Origin of the sequence: Dictyoglomus sp. NZ13-RE01, assembly GCA_002878375.1 — a bacterium.
Classification (GTDB): Bacteria; Dictyoglomota; Dictyoglomia; order Dictyoglomales; family Dictyoglomaceae; genus NZ13-RE01.
Genome location: NIRF01000005.1, coordinates 1 through 19,861 on the forward strand (window position 1 = coordinate 1; position 19,861 = coordinate 19,861).

At 32.5% G+C, this 19,861-nt stretch carries 17 protein-coding genes and 1 tRNA gene; 9 read left to right on the forward strand and 9 right to left on the reverse strand.

The features are described 5' to 3' along the window. Positions 1–304: 304 nt before the first annotated feature. Together CBR30_04915 and CBR30_04920 are read left to right on the forward strand one after the other, a co-directional pair. Entirely contained in the window at positions 305–1,462 is a 1,158-nt protein-coding gene (locus tag CBR30_04915; protein ID PMQ01530.1) for an MFS transporter, read from the forward strand. A gap of 24 nt (positions 1,463–1,486) precedes the next feature. Further along, the gene (locus CBR30_04920; protein PMQ01531.1) at positions 1,487–2,356 is read left to right on the forward strand and encodes an MBL fold metallo-hydrolase; all 870 of its coding nucleotides are present in this window, start codon (positions 1,487–1,489) and stop codon (positions 2,354–2,356) included. Between the two features lie 49 nt (positions 2,357–2,405). On the opposite strand, the gene CBR30_04925 is transcribed toward CBR30_04920, so the two are convergent. Continuing rightward, the gene (locus tag CBR30_04925) at positions 2,406–3,398 is read right to left on the reverse strand and encodes an aldo/keto reductase (GenBank protein PMQ01532.1); all 993 of its coding nucleotides are present in this window, start codon (positions 3,396–3,398) and stop codon (positions 2,406–2,408) included. A 118-nt stretch (positions 3,399–3,516) separates the two neighbouring features. Here CBR30_04925 and CBR30_04930 point away from each other — a divergent pair, with 118 nt between their 5' ends. Further along, the gene (locus CBR30_04930; GenBank protein ID PMQ01533.1) at positions 3,517–4,875 is read left to right on the forward strand and encodes a beta-glucosidase; all 1,359 of its coding nucleotides are present in this window, start codon (positions 3,517–3,519) and stop codon (positions 4,873–4,875) included. Between the two features lie 13 nt (positions 4,876–4,888). On the opposite strand, the gene CBR30_04935 is transcribed toward CBR30_04930, so the two are convergent. Then, a complete protein-coding gene (locus tag CBR30_04935; protein ID PMQ01534.1) occupies positions 4,889–5,668 on the reverse strand; it encodes a hypothetical protein in 780 nt (259 codons plus the stop codon). 252 nt (positions 5,669–5,920) lie between these two features. Continuing rightward, positions 5,921–7,108, reverse strand: coding sequence for a transcriptional regulator (locus CBR30_04940; GenBank protein PMQ01535.1), 1,188 nt, complete (start codon positions 7,106–7,108; stop codon positions 5,921–5,923). A 138-nt stretch (positions 7,109–7,246) separates the two neighbouring features. Here CBR30_04940 and CBR30_04945 point away from each other — a divergent pair. The 6 genes from CBR30_04945 to CBR30_04970 all read left to right on the forward strand — a co-directional run bounded on the left by CBR30_04945 (position 7,247) and on the right by CBR30_04970 (position 13,300). Further along, positions 7,247–7,321: transfer RNA gene (locus CBR30_04945), tRNA-Ala, on the forward strand. A gap of 77 nt (positions 7,322–7,398) precedes the next feature. Beyond that, on the forward strand, positions 7,399–8,505 hold the full coding sequence (gene dprA / locus CBR30_04950) for a DNA-protecting protein DprA (protein PMQ01536.1): 1,107 nt from the start codon (positions 7,399–7,401) through the stop codon (positions 8,503–8,505). Beyond that, positions 8,498–10,594: a DNA topoisomerase I gene (locus tag CBR30_04955; GenBank protein PMQ01537.1), complete on the forward strand. Its 2,097-nt coding sequence runs from the start codon at positions 8,498–8,500 to the stop codon at positions 10,592–10,594. The genes dprA and CBR30_04955 overlap by 8 nt, the downstream gene beginning before the upstream one ends. Beyond that, positions 10,582–11,898 (forward strand): methylenetetrahydrofolate--tRNA-(uracil(54)-C(5))-methyltransferase (FADH(2)-oxidizing) TrmFO, encoded by a 1,317-nt coding sequence (locus tag CBR30_04960; GenBank protein PMQ01538.1) that lies wholly within the window; start codon positions 10,582–10,584, stop codon positions 11,896–11,898. The genes CBR30_04955 and CBR30_04960 overlap by 13 nt, the downstream gene beginning before the upstream one ends. 5 nt (positions 11,899–11,903) lie before the next feature. Continuing rightward, positions 11,904–12,791: a recombinase gene (locus CBR30_04965; protein PMQ01539.1), complete on the forward strand. Its 888-nt coding sequence runs from the start codon at positions 11,904–11,906 to the stop codon at positions 12,789–12,791. Positions 12,792–12,808: 17 nt separating this feature from the next. After that, positions 12,809–13,300: a hypothetical protein gene (locus CBR30_04970; GenBank protein ID PMQ01540.1), complete on the forward strand. Its 492-nt coding sequence runs from the start codon at positions 12,809–12,811 to the stop codon at positions 13,298–13,300. Here the strand turns inward: CBR30_04970 and CBR30_04975 are convergent. From CBR30_04975 to CBR30_05000, 6 genes are read right to left on the reverse strand one after another with little or no spacing between them, the layout of a single operon-like run. Further along, a complete protein-coding gene (locus CBR30_04975; GenBank protein ID PMQ01541.1) occupies positions 13,288–13,986 on the reverse strand; it encodes a hypothetical protein in 699 nt (232 codons plus the stop codon). The two genes, CBR30_04970 and CBR30_04975, sit on opposite strands and share 13 nt — an antisense overlap. After that, a complete protein-coding gene (locus tag CBR30_04980; GenBank protein ID PMQ01542.1) occupies positions 13,958–15,358 on the reverse strand; it encodes a poly-A polymerase in 1,401 nt (466 codons plus the stop codon). The genes CBR30_04975 and CBR30_04980 overlap by 29 nt, the downstream gene beginning before the upstream one ends. Next, positions 15,334–16,290: a radical SAM protein gene (locus tag CBR30_04985; protein PMQ01543.1), complete on the reverse strand. Its 957-nt coding sequence runs from the start codon at positions 16,288–16,290 to the stop codon at positions 15,334–15,336. Before CBR30_04985 ends, CBR30_04980 begins: the two co-directional genes overlap by 25 nt. Continuing rightward, entirely contained in the window at positions 16,287–17,087 is an 801-nt protein-coding gene (locus CBR30_04990; GenBank protein ID PMQ01544.1) for a radical SAM protein, read from the reverse strand. The genes CBR30_04985 and CBR30_04990 overlap by 4 nt, the downstream gene beginning before the upstream one ends. Then, the gene (locus CBR30_04995) at positions 17,078–18,514 is read right to left on the reverse strand and encodes a glycine dehydrogenase (aminomethyl-transferring) (GenBank protein PMQ01545.1); all 1,437 of its coding nucleotides are present in this window, start codon (positions 18,512–18,514) and stop codon (positions 17,078–17,080) included. Before CBR30_04995 ends, CBR30_04990 begins: the two co-directional genes overlap by 10 nt. Next, entirely contained in the window at positions 18,511–19,860 is a 1,350-nt protein-coding gene (locus CBR30_05000; protein ID PMQ01546.1) for a glycine dehydrogenase (aminomethyl-transferring), read from the reverse strand. The genes CBR30_04995 and CBR30_05000 overlap by 4 nt, the downstream gene beginning before the upstream one ends. Between the last annotated feature and the right edge of the window lies 1 nt (position 19,861).

Here is a 19,861-nt window from a genome sequence, read left to right on the forward strand (position 1 = left end):
CTTTTATTAAACTCATTATTAACACAATTAAAATTTCTTTTATCTTTTTTCTTAAAGAAAAATCTGGTAGAATATTAATGACCATAGTTTTCACCTCCCGGGGTTTGGATGTTATCTCTTTCTAATCTAATTCTAACCCTGGGAGGTTTTTCTTTTCAAAAACTGATTACAGGTCAGTATCACCTAATTATTGACTTGGAGTTTACTCTAAGAGTTATATTTTTAATGTTAATTTTTCCTTAAGGGAGGAAGAGATTATGAAGAAGAAATTTACTGCTGGGAGAGATGCGTTAGGAGGAGATTTATGAAGAGGGTAAGAAATAATGAGCTATTATTGTTAAAAATATTTCTTTTTGTTTATTACGCTAATTGGACTTTTATCTTTTTCTTCGTTCCAGTATATTTGAGAGAGGTCAAGAATTTTTCCATTGGGATGATAGGAACTCTTGGTGCAATTTCTGCCTTTTTGGGAGCTATCTCCCAGATTTTTGTGGGGTATTTGTCTGATCGAATAAAGAAAAGAAAGCCCTTTTTAATATTAAGTGCATTAGGACTTCTCTTTCTTTATCTTTTTATATTTCCTAAATTAAATTCTTTTATCGCTTTTATTCTTGTTTATGCTTTTATAGGTATTTTTATGAATACTTTAACCACTTTATCTAATGTATTAACTTTTGATTACTCTTCTTCAGAAGGAACAGGAAAGTCTTTTGCCAGTGTGAGGGTTTGGGCCCCAATTGGGTTTTTAACAATGATGCTCACCATAGGCTTTTATCCAAAACTGGCTGAGCCAAACATCATGTTTACATTAATTCCTTTGATATTTTTATTAAATTTAATTGTAATACTTCTTTTAAAAGAGCCTGAGTTAAAAACAGGTATAAAAACAATTGAATTAAGAGATTTGCAAAGATTTATTTCACAACCTAAGGTAAGAAAGTTTTTATTATTTTATATGTTTTACTTATTTGCTATGTCAGGAGCTGCAGGGAATGTAAATCTTTTGATTAGATATCTTGGTGGTTCTAATAGTGATATTAGCTGGGCTCTTTCTGTATGCTCTATTACTGAAATACCTACCACCTTTTTGTGGGGATATTTGGCAGATAAAATTGGAAGATTGCCTCTGCTAATGTTTACTTCAATTGTTTTACCTATAAGAGTTTTTCTTTATTCATTAACAAGTAAAGCATTAGATGTAATCCTTATTCAACTTTTTACTCATGGATTAACTTTTGCTATAATGATTACAGTTTCTGCAGTATATATAAATGATTTGGTCTCGGAAGAGGAGAGGGCAAGTGCACAAGGAACTTTGAGCATGGCAGGTGCCTTTTCTCAAACCTTATCCGCATTAGTATCTGGTAATGTGGCGGATATGGTAGGTCTAAAAGGTATGTATGTTTTTCTAACCTTTATAGCTCTAATTTCCACATTTTTGGGATTGAGATTAAAAAAGTAGAAGATTAAAAGGAGAGTAAATAAAATGGATACATTAGATAGTCTTTCAGTTAGAGTGATCGTTGAGAATTCAGTGATGCAGGGGAGTTCCTTTTGGGGACTTCATGGAATTTCCTTCTATGTAACTGCAATAAAAGATAATTTTGAAAAACATTTTTTAATAGATGTGGGTCAGAGTCATGAAGTGCTTCTTCATAATATGAAACTTATGGAGATAGATCCAAATAAAATAGATGCGATCATTCTCACTCATTGCCATTACGATCATACTAATGGTTTAGCAGGATTACTTAAAGAGATTGGGAAAAGCAATATTCCTATTATTGCTCATCCTGATCTTTTCAGGATTAATTTTGCTGACAAGCCTTATTTAAGATACATAGGAATGTCAACAGAAAATGCAGAATTAAATCTGGAAAAACTTGGTGCAACTTTTTTCCTTACATCAGATTCACTACAGCTTATGCCAGGACTTATAACTACTGGATATGTACCACGCATAACAGATTTTGAAGAGGGTACATCTTTTAAAACAATTGATATGTCAAATCGTATTGTACAGGATTATATGAATGATGATATATCAGTTGTTGGGGCTATAAAGGGGAAAGGGTTGGTTATTCTTACTGGATGTGGTCATGCTGGCATAGTAAATATAGTAAAGCATGCTATTGAGCTAACTGGTATATCTAAGGTAGTTTCAATTATTGGAGGCTTACATCTTGTTGATGCATCTATGGAAAGAATTATGAAAACTGTAGATACTCTTTATTCCTTAGGAGTTGAATCTATATATGCTGGTCATTGTACTGGGTTTAATGCTCAGGTAGAACTAAGGAAAAAGTTTGGAACACAATTTATGCCTTTACAGGTAGGAAACTATTTTAAATTTTAAAAAAGTATTTATTTGGATGCCCTCCCTATATAGGGAGGGCATAAATATATTACTGTGGGGGAAGTAGGGGTCCTACGATAGGATGAGGAATATAAGGCTCTTCTAAATATTTAATCTCTTCTTCTGTTAATTCAATATCTACTGCTTTTACAGCATCTTCAAGCTGTTCTAATTTTGTTACTCCTACAATGGGAGCCACGACAGGTTCTTTATAAAGAAGCCAGGCTAAGGCAACCTGAGCTCTACTAATACCGCGATTTTTAGCAATCTCACCAACTCTGTCGATTATTGCCTTATCAACATCTTTCATGGAATCGTATTTACCTTTTGCAATTTCGTCGGTCTCATAACGTATAGTATCTCCCTCCCATGCTCTTGCTAATCTTCCTGCAGCAAGTGGGCTATATGGAGTAAGTCCTATACCCTCTTCCTTACATAGAGGGATAAGTTCCCTTTCATCTTCCCTATAAATCAGGTTATAGTGATTTTGCATAGATATAAATCTTGTCCAGCCGTGTTTTTCTGCTACGTAGAGGGCTTTTTGAAATTGCCATGCAAACATGGCGGATGCTCCTATGTATCTTACTTTTCCAGACTTAACAAGGTCATGAAGGGTTTCCATAGTTTCTTCAATAGGAGTATTATAATCCCAGCGGTGAATAATGTATAAATCTATGTAGTCAGTTCCAAGTCTTTTTAAACTTTGGTCTACCTGACTCATAATATGTTTACGGGAAAGTCCTGCACCGTTTGGACCTTCAAACATACGAGAAAAAACTTTTGTTGCGATGACCACTTCATCTCTTTTTGCAAAATCTTTTAATGCTCTTCCCAAGATCTCTTCACTTCTTCCCAGAGAGTATACATTGGCGGTATCAAAGAAGTTAATTCCAAGTTCAAGTGCTCTTTTAATTATGGGGCGACTATTTTCTTCGTCTAAAACCCATTTATGAAGCCAGACATTTCTATCTCCAAAACTCATACATCCAAGACATATTCTTGATACTTCTAAGCCTGATCTTCCCAATTTCATGTATTTCATCTTTATTCACCTCCAAATTTTTTTATAGTTTAAATTTTAGAGTAAACTCTAAGTCAATGCTTTTATAAGTTGAAAAATTTTTATATTCTAAATAAAATAATCTGTATTTAATTTTAAGATGGAGGTGATTTTTTTGGGAAAGCTGGTTTTTCCAGATGGTTTTCTTTGGGGTACTGCTACGGCATCCTATCAAATTGAAGGAGCAGTGGATGAGGATGGAAAGGGCGAAACTGTATGGGATAGGTTCTCTCATACTCCAGGAGCAATTTTTGAGTCACAAAATGGTGATATAGCTTGTGATCATTATCATTTATGGAGAGAAGATGTTGAACTTATGAAATTTATTGGTCTAAAAGGTTATAGATTTTCAATTTCATGGGCAAGAATCTTTCCAGAAGGAAAGGGACCTGTTAATTATAAAGGGTTGAATTTTTATCGCCAGTTAATTGATACTCTTATAAAAAACAATATAAAGCCTGTGATAACTCTATATCACTGGGATTTACCACAAGCATTAGAAGATAAAGGTGGATGGTTGAATAGAGATACTGCGAAGTATTTTGCAGAGTATGCCAACTTTATTTTTAAAGTATTTGGTAACAGGGACATAATATGGATTACTCTAAATGAGCCTTGGGTTAATGCTTTTCTTGGATATGGGTTTGGGGTTCATGCTCCTGGAAAAAAAGATATGAAGGGAGCCTTTATTGCATCTCATAATCTTTTATTAGCGCATGGATTGGCAGTGCAAGCCTTTTATGATAATGGAGTAAAAGGAGAAATAGGAATAGCTTTAAACCTGAGTCCAGTATATCCTGCATCAGATTCTGAAGAAGATTTAGAGTGTGCAAAGTTGCAAGATGCGTATACCAATAGGTGGTTTTTAGATCCATTATTTAAAGGCAAATATCCAGAAGAGGTAGAAAATCTTCTTCCAAAATTTAGATGGAACTTCAATTATGATCCAGAGGACTTCAAGATTATAACCACTCCAATAGATTTTGTGGGAGTAAATTATTATACAAGAACAATAGTAAAGTATGATCCATCCAATCCTTTCCTCCCATTGAAACATGTTGAGGGACCAAATGAAAAAACGGAAATGAATTGGGAAGTATATCCAGAAGGCTTATACTATCTTCTTTTTAGATTATCAAAGGATTATATTAACAACATAATAATTACCGAAAATGGAGCAGCCTTTAAAGATGAACTAAAAGATGGTAGAGTAGAGGATCAAAAGAGAATTGATTATTTAAGAGAACATATTTATCAATGTTACAGGGCTATTAAAGATGGAGTTAATTTAAGAGGCTATTTTATCTGGACTCTCATGGATAATTTTGAATGGGCTTTTGGTACCAGTAAAAGGTTTGGAATAATATATACAGATTACTCAACTCAGAAGAGGATATTAAAGGATAGTGCATATTTCTATAAAAAGGTGATTGAAGAAAATGGTATAGAGGGGAGATAAGCTCCCCTCTCTTCTAATTTATAGATACATCTCCCATCTTGCAAAAGATCTCTATTTTACTTTCTTCTTCATTCCCAAATACATATTTTTTATCTTTAAATCTATAGCCTTCTTTTGAGATACTTAAGTCTCCTAAAGAAATGTGTGGGATAATGGTCCCATTATAATTTTCTGGTAAGTTTATACTTAAATCTCCCATATTACAATTCAATGTGGCATTTTTTGGACTTTTCAAAAATTTTATATCCATGTCTCCCATGTTTACCACTCCATTTAGATCATCACAACTAATGTTGAGATCCACATCTCCTGCATTTAGTATAATCTCTATTTTTTCACAAGATACACTTCCATCTAAATCTCCTGCACTTACTAATATTCTTAGTTTTTTAAGATCAGAGGGAAGAGTTATAGAAAAGTCTCCTCCTGCAAGTTTAATTTTTCCTTCCTCTAAATGGAATTTACCTTTCCCTTCAATATTTATCTCATTTGTATTCTCCTCAGTTTTTATATCTAAGTCACCGCCAGAAAGAGAAATTTCAAGTAGTTCATCTTTATTCCATTCTATTTTTTCTCTTATTTCTTTTGAGGAAGGTGTAAAGACACTTTCTAAAATAGAAGGTACAATTGAAAGAGCAGAGGAAACTGATTCTCCAATAATTTTACCTAAACTATCTATGTTTTTTATTTTTGATCTCCTTTCTTCTAAAGCATTTATTAGTCTTTCCGCTTCTTCTGCATTTATTTTTCCTTCTTCCAACATTTTTAAAATTTTTCTTATTTCCTCTTCCATTTTATTTAACCTCCCTTTATAAATTATAAACTATATTTTTATAAAAGTATAATTCATATATTAATTTTTGGCAATATCTTTCTAAAAATTAGAAAAATAGCTTTGTAAAAAAGTTGGAGTAAATGTACTCACATAGGAACCAATACAGATAGTATATGCGGGGAAAACGCATTCAAGGTAGAATGAAATAGGTTCATAATGGAGTGATAAACTTTAGTTTACTGAATAGTGGATAGAAAGGATATATTTATATTAAACTGTTGATAAGACGGGACCTTCAAAGATATCCCAAAATGCCCAGATCCCAGCACCTAAGAGTTCTGCAGGATATTTTAAGAAGGAGGTTAGTTCTATCCTAACTTCCCCTGCCTCCTTAGTAATACTGAATTTTCTTACTTGTTTTATAACTTCTTTTCTTACATCATCCCAAAAGTTTGTGTTTGCACCAGTAACTAATGGACCACCAAGTATAATAACATCTGGGTTTAATCCATTCACAATATTAATGATTCCAAAGGCTATTTCGTTTGCAAATTCTTTGATTAATTCCTTGTTCTCTACATAAATTTCTTCCTTATTTATATCAATTCCCATCTCTTTTGCGATAGGACTGGAAAGAGATGCATATCTTTCCCAACATCCTTTCTTTCCACATTTACATAGTATTCCATCCTTAGAAATAGTCATATGACCAAATTCACCTGCTGTATTTTTCTTTCCTCTATATAGTTTTCCTTCTAAGATCAAGCCTGTTCCAATTCCTTCTCCAATATATACATAAACTATATTTGAATCTTCGAGTCCAATCCTTTCTCCTAACATCCCTTCTGCAACTACCGCCAAATTAGCCTCATTATCCAATTTTACAGGTATGTTAATATTGAATTTGCTTTTTATTTTTCTATTGAGTAAAGTAGCTAATGGTATATCCTTCCACTTTAAGTTTGGAGCTATTACTATCTTTTTGAAAGTACTATTAACAATCCCTGGAACACCGATTCCAACAGCATGTATTTTTTCTTTTCCAGTTGGGAATAATTTTTCTATGCCTTCTGCCACCTTTTCTATGAATTCTTCATGATTTTCAGGAGTATGAAAATCAATACATTCCTCAATTCTCATGGCGAAATTTACTTTTGCAATGGTAGATATAGTAACTCCTATTTTTATTGCCATAGCCTTTTTATATTCTGGATTTAGGCTTAAAATGACAGCTTTTCTTCCTAAACCTTTTGAATAACTACCAACCTCTATGAGAACTCCTTCCTCTAAAAATTGGGTTACAAGGCGTGTGACTGTGCTTTTGCTTAAGTTAAATTTCCTTGCAATATCTGCCCTTGATATATTTTTATATCTTAAAAATCCATTTAAAATTATTGTCTTGTTAATCTCTCTTTGTTGAGTGACCTTACCAGTTTTTCCCGTTTTTATAAATACCATAATTATACCTCGTTGGATAATATTATTTCTTTAAGAAATAAAATTTATAATTAATTTTAGGATTTTAGTTTAAACATGTCAATATTAAAATTTGACATGGAGCTTAAGTATGAAGTAAACTATCATATAGTTGAAGGTGGGGGCGTAGCTCAGTGGGAGAGCGCTTGCTTCGCATGCAAGAGGTCGTGGGTTCAAATCCCATCGCCTCCACCAAGAGAATAAAATTAAACCAAATTCTATTTTCAACCACAATATGATTTTCTAATCAATTTTATGGTAAAATACCAAGAGTGTTTAATAATAGTTTTAATTTTTTAAAAGAGGATAAGCCATATTTGTATGCACTAAGTCATTTCCCTCCACTATTTAGAAGATGGAGGGAATGGATAAATTTTATTAATGTAAAAGATTTATTTTTACTATCAGACAGTGATTTGCTTCATGCTTTTTCAAACTCTTCAATTATTCAAGAATTCATATTATTTAGAAGAAAAAATTCTTGGGAGAAATTTTGGGAAGATCTTATAAAAAAGGGAATTGATATGGTTGTAATTGGGGAAGAAAATTATCCCCCTCTTTTAGCAGAGATTAAAAATCCTCCTTTATTCTTATTATATAAGGGAAGATTAGAAGGAGATTTGTTTATTTCTATAGTAGGAACAAGAAAGCCTACAAGTTATGGAATAAAGATGGCTTTTGAATTTTCTAAAGAATTGGCAAGTTTAGGATTTGTAATAGTGAGTGGACTTGCTTATGGTATAGATACATATGCCCATAAAGGAGCTTTGGAAGTAAAAGGTAAGACCTGGGCTGTTATAGGGTCAGGTTTTGATCATATATATCCTAAGGAGAATATAGGTTTGGCGGAGGATATTGTTGAAAATGGTGGTGCAATCATTTCTGAGTATCCTTTGAATACAAAGCCAGCCTATTATACATTTCCTCAAAGAAATAGAATAATTAGTGGAATATCAAGAGCAGTTTTGGTTGTAGAGGCAGGAGAAAAAAGTGGAGCATTAATTACTGCAGGCTTGGCTTTGGATCAAGGGAGAGATGTATATGCTATACCGGGAAGAATTATTGATGGAAAAAGTAAGGGAACAAATAGACTAATTCAAGATGGAGCCAAGATGATTTTGGATATTAGAGATATATTAGATGATTATGGTTTATCATATGAAAAAAGTAAGAGAGAAGAAATTAAATTAAGTGAAGAGGAAGAGAAATTACTTAGGTTCCTTTCCTTTGAGCCTAAGTTTATAGATGAGATAGCGGAGGAAAGTAATATACATGTTTCAAGATTAATTTTTTTATTAATATCTCTTCAGAGTAAGGATATAATAGAGGAATATCCAGGACAAAGATATGCAATAAAAAGGAGTGTTTGGAATGAGTAAGGAATTGAAATTAGTCATAGTAGAGTCACCTGCAAAGGCAAAAACAATTGAAAAAATTTTGGGAAAGGATTTTAAAGTAGTAGCTTCTTATGGTCATATAAGGGATTTGCCAGAAAAAGAGATGGGAGTAGATGTGGATGATAATTTTAAGCCAAAGTATAAAGTCTTACCTGGAAAAGAAAAAGTTATAAAAGAATTAAAGACTTTATCGAAATCTGCAACCCATCTATACTTAGCAACAGACCCTGATAGAGAAGGAGAAGCAATAGCTTGGCATATAGTAGAGACTTTAAAATTGGATAGTGACGAATATTCAAGGATTGAATTTCATGAGATTACTCCAAGAGCTATAAAACTTGCTTTGCAGTCACCAAGAAAGTTAGATTGGAATAAGATAAAAGCTCAGCAAACGAGAAGAATCTTAGATAGATTAGTTGGTTATGAGTTGAGCCCATTCTTATGGGATAAGGTAAGAAAGGGACTTTCTGCAGGAAGGGTACAGTCTGTTGCTTTAAGATTGATTTGTGAAAGAGAAAAAGAAATAGAATCTTTTGTCCCAGAAGAATACTGGGAAATTTATGCCTATCTCACTAATAGTGATAAGAAGAAGGAAATAAAGGCAAAGCTTTTTTCATATAAAGGGAAAGAAGTAAATATAAAGGATGAAGAAACTGCCTTAAAGATAATAGAAGAAATTAAAAATGAGCATTTTATAGTAAAAAGTCTAACACCAAAGGAGGAGAAAAAATCTCCACCACTGCCTTTTATTACGAGTACACTTCAGCAATCTGCAAGCAAATTATTGGGCTTTCCGGTAGAGAAGACAATGCGTATTGCCCAAAAGCTTTATGAGGGTGTGGATATAGGTTCTGAGAGAGTAGGTTTAATAACCTATATGAGAACAGATTCTACTCGAATTGCAGAAGAAGCCAGGCAGGAAGCGGAAAATTATATAAAGGAACATTTTGGTAAGGATTATGTGGGAAAGGAAAGAAAAGAAAAGAAAAAATTAGGTGTACAAGGAGCTCACGAGGCTATACGTCCCACTTCTGTATTAAGGGAACCCGAAAGTGTCAAAAATTATTTAACCTTAGATGAGTTTAAGCTTTATAACTTGATATGGCATAGATTTTTAGCAAGTCAAATGTCAAATGCTATATATGATGTTTTGGATGTAGAAATTTCAGCAGGAGATTACATTTTTAAAGTAAGAGGTAGAAGTTTGAAGTTTCCAGGGTATTTGATTTTATATAAAGAGGAAGAAGAAGAAAATGAAGAAAATGTTATGTTTCCATTTCCTCTTAAGGAAGATCAGGAATTAATCTTAAAAAATTTGGAGCCAAAACAATTCTTTACACAACCACCAGCAAGATATACAGAAGCAACCTTAGTGAGAACTTTGGAAAAATACGGAATAGGAAGACCAAGTACTTATGCTGTGATTATATCAACATTAAAAGAGAGAAAGTATGTAGTATTAAATAATAAGTACTTAGTACCTACAACCTTAGGAAAAACAGTGAACGATCTTCTTATAAATAAATTTCCCTCTTTAATAAATATAAAGTTTACTGCTCATATGGAGAAAGATTTAGATGAGATAGAGGAAGGGAAAAAAGATAGTGAGGAGGTTTTAAAAGAGTTTTATCCTACTTTTAAAAAAGAATTAGATAAAGCTTATAACGAGACAAAAAAAGTTGAAGTTGCTGAAAAAACGGATAAAGTTTGTCCAAAATGTGGAAGCCCCTTACTGCTAAAGGAGAATAAATTTGGCAAATACTATGCATGTTCGAAATATCCAGAGTGTAGTTATACAGAGCCTATTTATGAATATGCAGAAGGGAAATGTCCAATTTGTGGTGGAGATGTGGTAAAGAGATTTTCAAGGAAGAATAAAGAAAAGCCAAAGGCTTTTTGGGGCTGTATTAACTATCCAAATTGCAATTTTACCTCCTCTTTAGAACCATTGAATGAGAAGTGTCCAAAGTGTGGTAACATTCTTTTGAAAGGGAAGGGATATAAAAAGTGTAGTAATAAAGAATGTGATTATATTGAATGGAATAGGAGGAGTAAAAAGTGGAAAAAGTAATAATTATAGGAGGAGGACTTGCTGGGTGCGAATCCGCCTGGCAGATTGCCAAGAGAAAAATTCCCGTAGAGATATATGAAATGAGACCTAAGGTTATGACTCCTGTACATAAAACAGGTTACTTAGCAGAGCTTGTTTGTAGTAATTCACTAAAATCGAAGGAAATTACAAATGCAAGTGGTTTATTAAAAGAGGAAATGCGACTTCTTGATTCTTTAATTTTAAGAGTAGCTGAAGAGACCCAAATTCCTGCAGGAACCTCTTTGGCAGTAGATAGAGAGCTTTTTGCAAGAAGAGTAGAAGAGATTCTTTCAAGTAACCCTTATGTATCAATAATTAGAGAAGAGATCAAAGAAATACCAAAAGAAGGAATAGTTATAGTTGCTACTGGTCCTCTAACATCTGATGAATTTGCAAAACATCTCCAAGACTTGTTAGATACAGACTTTTTATATTTCTACGATGCAGTATCTCCAATAGTATTAGCTGAATCCTTAGACATGAGGAAGCTTTATTTTGCAAACAGATATGGAAAAGGAGAAGAGGAAGTATATCTAAATGCTCCTATGAGTAGAGAAGAATATTATAGATTTGTAGAGGAATTAATAAAAGCGGATACTGTAGAATCCCATTTCCCAGATGAGGAAAGATATTTTGAAGGATGTTTACCCATTGAGGTTATGGCAAAGAGAGGAGTTGATACCCTTAGATTTGGTCCTATGAGACCTGTTGGTCTTCCAGACCCTCGTACAGGAAAAGAGCCTTTTGCTGTTGTTCAACTACGTCCAGAAAACAAGTATAAGACAATGTATAGTCTTGTTGGTTTTCAAACAAGATTAAAATGGTTAGAACAAAAGAGAATTTTTAGAATGATACCTGGATTAGAGAATGCGGAGTTTGCAAGATATGGAGTTATGCATAGAAATACATATTTTTATTCTCCAAGATTTCTTGAGCCAACTTTACAGTTTAAGAAGGATAAAAGAATATTTTTCGCAGGGCAAATTATTGGAGTAGAAGGATATATGGAATCTGCAAGTACTGGAATTATTGCTGGAATCAATGCATACCGTCTTATAACAGGAAAACCATTGATAACACTGCCCCCAGAAACAATGATAGGAGCATTAATAGGCTATGTTACTTCTCCTATTTCTGTAAAGGATTTCCAGCCTATGAATGCTAATTGGGGGTTAATGCCACCCATTGAAAAGAGAGTAAAAGATAAGAAACTTAGAAATGAGATTTATGCAAAAAGATCTTTAAATACTTTATCAGAAATTATAAAAAGGTTTAATATTTAAAAGCTATGAATGTACATGAGGAGTTAAAAGAATTCTTAAATTATCTAAGGTTTGAAAAAAACTACTCAGAAAATACTGTGAGAAGCTATAAGGCGGATCTTATTGATTTTGCTGAGTATTGTGAAAAATCTGGTCTCTATTTTGCGGATAGGAAAACAATTAGAAGTTTTCTCCACTACTTAGCAGAGAAGGAGTATAAAAAATCAACTTTAGCAAGGAAAATAATAAGTCTTAGAAATTTTATGCTTTACCTTTTAAAAGAGGAAAAAATTAATGAGGATCTTACAATATTTTTATCTACCCCAAAGGTAGATAAAAAGCTTCCAAATTTTTTATCTCAGGAGGAAGTAATAAGGCTTTTAGAAATACCTTCTTTAGATAATTTATTGGAGATTAGAGATAGAGCTATTATAGAGACCTTATATGCTACAGGAATTAGAGTGGGAGAGCTTATTAACATGAAGGATAAAGATATAAATTGGGAGCTTGGAGAGATTAGGGTTTTTGGAAAAAGATCAAGGGAGAGGATAGTAATAATAGGAGAACAAACTCTCAATATTCTCAAGCTATACTTTGATAAAGTAAGACCAAAACTTATTAAAAAGCCAACTGATAGGTTCTTTTTAAATGCCAAAGGAGGACCTCTTACAGATAGAGGGGTAAGATTAATAATTGAAAAATACTCTAAAAAGTTGAATAAGAAATTTACTCCTCACACCTTAAGACACACCTTTGCTACCCATCTCTTAGAGGGAGGGGCAGATTTGAGAGCTGTTCAAGAACTGCTTGGACATGTCAGAATCGCTACAACCCAAATTTACACCCATGTTACAAGAGAACAGATTCAAAAGATATATCTAAAAGCACACCCAAGAGCTAAGAAGGATTCATAAAAAAGGAGGTTTGGAAAATGAAAAAAGGGATTATTATTTTAATTCTAATGTTAATTATAATCAATTTAGGACTTGCAAAGGAAACTTATATCATAGACTTTTCAAAGAAGAGTCCTACTGGAAACCTTGTATATGAATTAGGTAAGGGGACAAGGTTGGAAAGTGAGGATGGTTCTTATCATTTATCTCTCTATAGACCAGAAAGCTATATTAGAGTTTACACTCCTGTAACAAAGGATGAATTACCTTTTAGAGTTATATTGAAACTTTATGCTCTTTCTTTGCAGATTCCTTATTTAGAAACATGGAATCCTTTAGAAATATCTGTAAATGATAAGTTACTTATAAAGGGATGGGACATTGGGGCTGGAATATATGTATCATCCTCTTTTGATATAACATCCCTTTGGCTTAAAGGGGAGACCAACAAAATAGAGATTAGATTAGGTAAAGATGCAAATGGTGAGGTTTGGATTAGGGTTATTGAACTTGGTATCTACAATAAATAAAAGATTATTTCAAAGTCTTTAATTTCAAAAGAATCTTTATCCATAGAAGTGATATAAACCACATTGGAGGGGAGAAAAATCTCATAATTCTCCTCTCCAATGGGATATCCTGTTAAACCAATAAGTATATTTGCTATATCATTTTTATATAATTCCAGAGAGTAACGTTCTTTAGGGGAAAATTTGTGGGTTTTTGATAAAAGACTTAATTCACTATGAATTTTAGGATAGTGGAAAAAATTTATACAAAAGGTTATGGTTTTAATTATTTTTAGATACCAAGATAAAATCTCCCATAGAAAATTTTCCTCTCCTAATTCTTGAAGAGATGGGAAATTAATGCTTTTGGGAATAGGAATATTTTGTAGAAAGATGTACTCTTCTAAATCTTTTGCTATTTTTAGCAAATAGCTTTTAATCTCTATACTATTCGTTAGAAGTTCTTTTCTAAAATCTTTAATTTTATTTATAAGTGATATAAAAGTAAAAAAATCTCTTTTGTTGTTTTTGATCCATTCCTGGAATATTCTTATTTCCATTTGTTCCTTAGAAATTAACGCTTCTTCTCCCTTTTGGAAATAATAAAGATAATACAGAGTCTCTTTTCCCCATTCAAAGGGAAATTCTAAGATATCTATTTTGGGCTTTAAAAATTTTTCAATTATCTTTTTCTCTAAAGCTTTCATCCTTCATTATTTTTTCTAAGTAATCTATAGCTTCTTCTTTACTTTTTACTATTCCCTTCTGCTGAGCCATTAATAATTTATCCTTTAAATAACCAATGAGAGGAGAAGGTTTTAAGTTAAATATCTCCATAATTTCATTTCCTGAAAGGATAGGTTTTAAATCTTTCTTCTCTAAATATATTCTTATTACACTCTTTGCAAAATCCAAAACCTCTATATTCTTATGTATAGATAAATGATCTGCTAAAAATAGAAGTATTAAGCTTATAGTATCCTCTTTCATTTTATTAACAATTTTCAATTTTTCTCCGTTATCTCTAAAAATGAAGGCAGGATATAGATGATATTTTACCAATTTTTTAAGAAGGTCTTTCTCCTTACCACTCAATCTCCATCTTTCTGCTATATTTTCTATCATTAGACTTCCAAGATTTTCGTGCCCATAATAATGAACTTTATTTTTTTCATCTATAAAATATTTTTCCTTTCCTATGTCGTGAAGAAGGACTGCAATCTTTATTAATTCTCTTCTCGTAAACTCATCGTATACTTTTTCATTTAAATGCTCTCGAATCTTATCAGAGTATTCCTCAAAGATTTCATCCAAGTAATAATATAAAAATTCCAGGATGCCTAAGGAAGAAAAGGTATGAATTAGAGGGTTTGTAGAGTGGGGAGGACTCCATGGGATGTTCTCTAAATTGGATAGCTCAGGAAGAATTACTTTTAATACTTTTAATTCATGCATTTTCAGCCATATATAGCTTGTAAAGGGTCCCTTTAAAATTTTGTAAATCTCATTATGGATTCTTTCTCCTTTTACTTTATTTAAATATATGGCATTCTTTGAAATTTCTTTCTGGGTTTGATGATTGATTTTAAAACCTAAGTTGGATGAAAATCTAAATGCCCTAAGTATTCTCAAGGGGTCTTCAATAAGGCTTTTTGATGTACATACATTAATATTTCCCTCTAAGAGATCTTTGATGCCCCTTAATGGATCTATTATTTTGAAGTTATCAAGAAATATTGTTATTGTATTTATTGTAAAATCTCTTCTAATGATTTCTTTTATTAGATTATTCTCAATAGGTGGGGTAAAATCTAATGAATACTCCTCATCATCAATGCCAACATTTATTCTGATATATTTCCTTTCTTCATCTAAAAAGAATATTTTTCCATTAATAACTTTTGAAAACTCTTGTAGTTTAATAAAGTCAAAGGGATAGATGATAAAATCTAAGTCATTGTTTTTTCTACCTAAGAATAGATCTCTAACAAATCCACCTATTAGATATATTCCATCGTTATAGAAATGTTCTCTAATTTTCCAAATAATAAACTTTACCTTTTCGTCAAGGTAGAGCATTGATTGTTTCTTATTAGTTCCAAGATCTCTTTTATTTCATTTTCTTTTAGGGGTCTTGGAAAGTTGTAAGGAGTAATTCTGGGACTTTCATTATAATAAGGTCTATTGCAGTTTGGACAGCCAGAAGTAGTAAAGATTTTTTCAAAGAAGAGAGATGCCTTTTTTATTAGATCTTCCTCAATTATCAGTTTGTCATTATCGAAGGTTAAATCTTCAAATTTTACTAATCTCTCTTTCAAGAGAAATGTTATTAGTTGAATTTTTCTATATGTTAGATAGTCTGGTGGAGATTGATTTTCAAGCCTTGTTCCTGGAATAGGAGTGAATGCAAATAGGGCTATAGTGATATTATTTTGTATGAGTTCATTTATAATCTCAATAGCCTCTTTCTCCTTTTCTCCCAATCCTATAATTATATGAGTAGTGATTTTATGGGGAAATTTTTGGGAAGATTCTATTATAAAAGATAGTCTTTTTGTAAAGCTTTCCCCTTTATACTCTTCAAATTTATTTTTGTTTATAACATCTAAGGAAAGGTTTATCTTGTCTACTCCTAAATTTAAAAACCTTTCTATAGTGTTGAAATCTTCAATAGGAGAGGATATAGATATGGGAATATTAAATTTCTGTAAATTCTTGATTAAATATTCAATAGTATCTTCCCAGTGCACATTTTTTGTGCTTTGAATACATATTCTTTTAAAGGGATTTCTTTTCTCTAAGAGATTAATTAGATAGTCAACTTCTACTGGCGGCCAGGAAATTCTTGAGAGTAAAATTCCACTGCTTTTGCTATCTCTTGCTTGGGTGCAAAAGGCACAATTGTTCAAACATTTTCCAGGGGTAAGAAGATATAGTGTGGTAGGGGAGTCCTCTTTTAATATTCCTTCTTCTAATAATTTCAAACTACCATAAGAAACCCCTATTTTCATACCAGGGCACAGCACTCCTCAAAATATGATTCAATTTTATCTTCCCTTTTTAAAAGTTCTAAGGTGTTTGGGTGAGGTTTTACAATGACCTTAAATCCATATTTAATCGCTAATAGGTCCAATTTTTCTCTATATTCACCTTTTGGACGGACACATCCCATGTAAAACTCTGTATTTTTTAGTTTTTCCCTAGCAAAACCTAAAAATTGATCAATACTTTCAAGGGAAGGTGGACTTACCTTTTCCATAGGTGTACCTTTTATAGGAGTAAATACGATAAAGATTAATTTTTTGATCGTAAAATTTTGCAAATAATCTACTATTTCATACTCATCATCTATGATTCCATTGTTTATTCCTATTATTATATGGGGACTTACTGAAAAATTATCAATAAGTAGTTCAAAGGCTTTTTTATAGTCTTCTTTATCTTTATTTAGATGAAAGATATTATGTATTACATCATTACTAAGCACAATATCAAAGGATACCTCATCTATTAATCCTTTTAGTTTTTCAATATCCTTCTCATCCACAAGTCCTAAATGGGCGTTTATTCTAAATCCTCTCTCCTTTAATTTCTTTATATAATCTACAGGAATATTAATAAGCTTACCTTCACTATCAAATCCTCCACTGATCAAAACGCTTTTATATTTCTGATTATTGTAATTATTACTTGGAGAATGCATGAACTTTAGGAAATGACCTTTACAGTGATCACATTGAAGACTACAATATTCTCCTGATGTACTTATAGTCAGGGTTTTTAAGGGATTTACAACTACTATTCCCATTTTACCTTTAGCTGTTTTGCAGCAAGTGCCTCATCCAATCTTCCAACAGGTGTATTATGAGGAGCATTTTTAACAGTTTCAGGATCCTTTTTGCTTTCTTCATCTATCTTTTTTAGAATCTCTATGAATTCATCAAGTACATACTTGGGCTCTGTTTCTGTTGGTTCTATCATAAGGGTTTCCTCAACAATTAGAGGGAAATAAATGGTAGGTGGATGTACTCCAAAGTCTAAAATCCTTTTTGCAATATCTAAGGTTTTAACTCCTCTTTCTTTTTGTTTTTTTCCAGATAATACAAACTCATGCTTACAAATATCTGGATAGGGGAGATGGTAAAATTCTTTTAACTTTTCCTTCAAATAATTTGCATTTAAAACTGCCATCTCGGTTGTTTTTTTCAATCCCTCATGCCCTAAAAGTCTTATGTATATATATGCTTTTAATAGAACTGAGAAGTTGCCATAGAAAGTTCTTACTCTTCCTATACTTTTAGGTATATTGTAGTTTAGAAAGTATCTTTCTCCATCAAAATCTACCGTTGGTTTTGGTAGGAAGTTTGCAAGGTGTTTTTTAACTCCTACAGGACCAGCTCCAGGTCCTCCACCTCCATGGGGAGTAGAGAAGGTCTTATGCAGATTTAGATGTACCACATCAAATCCCATATCTCCAGGTCTTGCGTATCCCATTATTCCATTAAGATTTGCCCCATCATAGTATAATAATGAACCATTCTCGTGCATAATTTCTGCTATTTCCAAAATATCCCTTTCAAATAATCCTAAGGTATTTGGATTTGTTAACATTAGTACGGCGGTATCTTTATTTACATACTTTTTAAGTATTTTAGGATTTACAAGTCCCCTCTCATCGGATGGAATTTCAATAGTTTCGAAGCCTGCCATAGAAGCACTTGCAGGATTTGTCCCATGGGCAGAGTCTGGAACAAGGACTATATGTCTATCTTCCCCTTTATCCTCTAAATAGGCTTTTATAATTAAAAGTCCAGTAAGCTCTCCATGGGCACCAGCGGATGGCTGAAAGGTGAACCTTTCCATCCCTGTAATTTTGCAAAGTAACTGTTCTAATTGATAAATAATTTTTAAAGAGCCTTGACTAAGTTTCTCAGGAGTGTAAGGATGAAGTTCTGTAAATCCATTAAGTCTTGCTAATTCCTCATTTATTTTGGGATTATACTTCATTGTACAGGAGCCTAATGGGTAAAATCCTATATCTACCCCATAATTTCTTAATGCTAAGTTTGAAAAATGTCTTATTACTTCAACCTCACTAATTTGGGGAAGAGGTAGATCTTCTCTAAGGAGTTCTTTAGGTAATTCCTCATCAGGCTTAAAATCAACATCTTCAGGTAAATTTATAGTCTCTCGATCTTCATTGGATAATTCCTTTATTAAAGGAACTTCTCTCATCTTAATACCTCTCTTAGTTTATTTACAAAGTAATTTATTTCTTCTTTTGAATTCATCTCAGTAAAAGCTAAAAGTATTTCTTTTTCCCTTACTGGGTAGAAGTTGGAAAGCAAGACTCCGGGTAGTATTTTTATATTCATAAGCTCTTCGTATACATCCTTTGCACTTTTATTTAGTCGGATTACAAATTCATTAAAGAAATAGCCTGAATATGGGAAATCAATTCCAGGAATCTCAGAAAGTTTTTTATGGGCATAATGGGCTCTATCAAAACAAATTTCTGCTATTCTTTTTAGTCCCTTTTTCCCTAATAAAGAAAGATAAACAGTACTTGCTAAAGCTGTTAAGGCTTCGTTACTACATATGTTTGAGGTTGCCTTTGCTCTTCTTATGTGTTGCTCTCTTGCTTGTAAGGTTAATACAAAACCTCTTTTTCCATTCTTATCAATGGTTTCCCCTACAATTCTACCTGGTATCTGTCTTATAAATTCCTTTTTTGTAGCAAAAATCCCTAAATAGGGTCCTCCAAAGTTTAGACTATTACCAAGAGCTTGACCTTCTCCTACCACTACATCTGCATTATAATCCTTTGGGGGTTTTAGAATACCAAGTGATATAGGATATACTATTGAAATGAGCAGAGAATTATTTTCGTGGACAATACCAGAAATTTTATCTATATCCTTTTCTATGACTCCAAAAAAATTGGGATTTTGAATAATAACAGATGAGGTGTTTTCGTTTAATATTTCTTTTAGCTTATTAAGATCAGTTTCTCCTCTTTCGTTGAGTGGAATTTCTTTAATATTTAGTTTTAACGATTTTAAATAAGTTCTTAGTACCTCTTTATATTCTGGATGAACCCCTTCTGAGATAATCACATCTTTTCTTCCATTAATTCTATAAGCCATTAATGCAGATTCTGCAGTACCTGAACCAGCCTCGTAAAGGGATGCATTTGCAACATCCATTCCTGTTAAATCACATATTAGGCTTTGATATTCAAACATTGCCTGCAAAAATCCCTGACTTATCTCAGGTTGATACGGTGTATAGGATGTATAGAAAGAAGGATATGAAATTATCTCTTTAACAACAGGTGGAATATAATGGTTATAGGCTCCTCCACCTATAAAGGAGATAAAATCAGTTTTATTTTCCTGAGAAATATTAAGGATTTCTTTTTTTAGCTCAATTTCTGATATAGGTGGAGGAAGCAGAAAGTTTTTATTTGCAAGCTCTCTTATTTCTTCTGGAATGTCTAAGAAAAGTTCCTCAATACTTTCTACTCCAATTTCTTTTAGCATTTCTTCAATTTCTTTTTTCGTGTGAGGAAAGTATGTCATC

What these genes read in the sequence shown, in the direction of transcription:
- CBR30_04975 (PMQ01541.1), bottom strand. Translation starts at nt 13,986, where the DNA reads ATGAAAGCTTTAGAGAAAAAGATAATTGAAAAATTTTTAAAGCCCAAA.
- CBR30_04920 (PMQ01531.1), top strand. Translation starts at nt 1,487, where the DNA reads ATGGATACATTAGATAGTCTTTCAGTTAGAGTGATCGTTGAGAATTCA.
- CBR30_04935 (PMQ01534.1), bottom strand. Translation starts at nt 5,668, where the DNA reads ATGGAAGAGGAAATAAGAAAAATTTTAAAAATGTTGGAAGAAGGAAAA.
- CBR30_04915 (PMQ01530.1), top strand. Translation starts at nt 305, where the DNA reads ATGAAGAGGGTAAGAAATAATGAGCTATTATTGTTAAAAATATTTCTT.
- CBR30_04990 (PMQ01544.1), bottom strand. Translation starts at nt 17,087, where the DNA reads ATGGGAATAGTAGTTGTAAATCCCTTAAAAACCCTGACTATAAGTACA.
- CBR30_04930 (PMQ01533.1), top strand. Translation starts at nt 3,517, where the DNA reads ATGGAGGTGATTTTTTTGGGAAAGCTGGTTTTTCCAGATGGTTTTCTT.
- CBR30_04940 (PMQ01535.1), bottom strand. Translation starts at nt 7,108, where the DNA reads ATGGTATTTATAAAAACGGGAAAAACTGGTAAGGTCACTCAACAAAGA.
- CBR30_04970 (PMQ01540.1), top strand. Translation starts at nt 12,809, where the DNA reads ATGAAAAAAGGGATTATTATTTTAATTCTAATGTTAATTATAATCAAT.
- CBR30_04955 (PMQ01537.1), top strand. Translation starts at nt 8,498, where the DNA reads ATGAGTAAGGAATTGAAATTAGTCATAGTAGAGTCACCTGCAAAGGCA.
- CBR30_04980 (PMQ01542.1), bottom strand. Translation starts at nt 15,358, where the DNA reads ATGCTCTACCTTGACGAAAAGGTAAAGTTTATTATTTGGAAAATTAGA.
- CBR30_05000 (PMQ01546.1), bottom strand. Translation starts at nt 19,860, where the DNA reads ATGACATACTTTCCTCACACGAAAAAAGAAATTGAAGAAATGCTAAAA.
- CBR30_04965 (PMQ01539.1), top strand. Translation starts at nt 11,904, where the DNA reads ATGAATGTACATGAGGAGTTAAAAGAATTCTTAAATTATCTAAGGTTT.
- CBR30_04925 (PMQ01532.1), bottom strand. Translation starts at nt 3,398, where the DNA reads ATGAAATACATGAAATTGGGAAGATCAGGCTTAGAAGTATCAAGAATA.
- CBR30_04985 (PMQ01543.1), bottom strand. Translation starts at nt 16,290, where the DNA reads ATGAAAATAGGGGTTTCTTATGGTAGTTTGAAATTATTAGAAGAAGGA.
- CBR30_04995 (PMQ01545.1), bottom strand. Translation starts at nt 18,514, where the DNA reads ATGAGAGAAGTTCCTTTAATAAAGGAATTATCCAATGAAGATCGAGAG.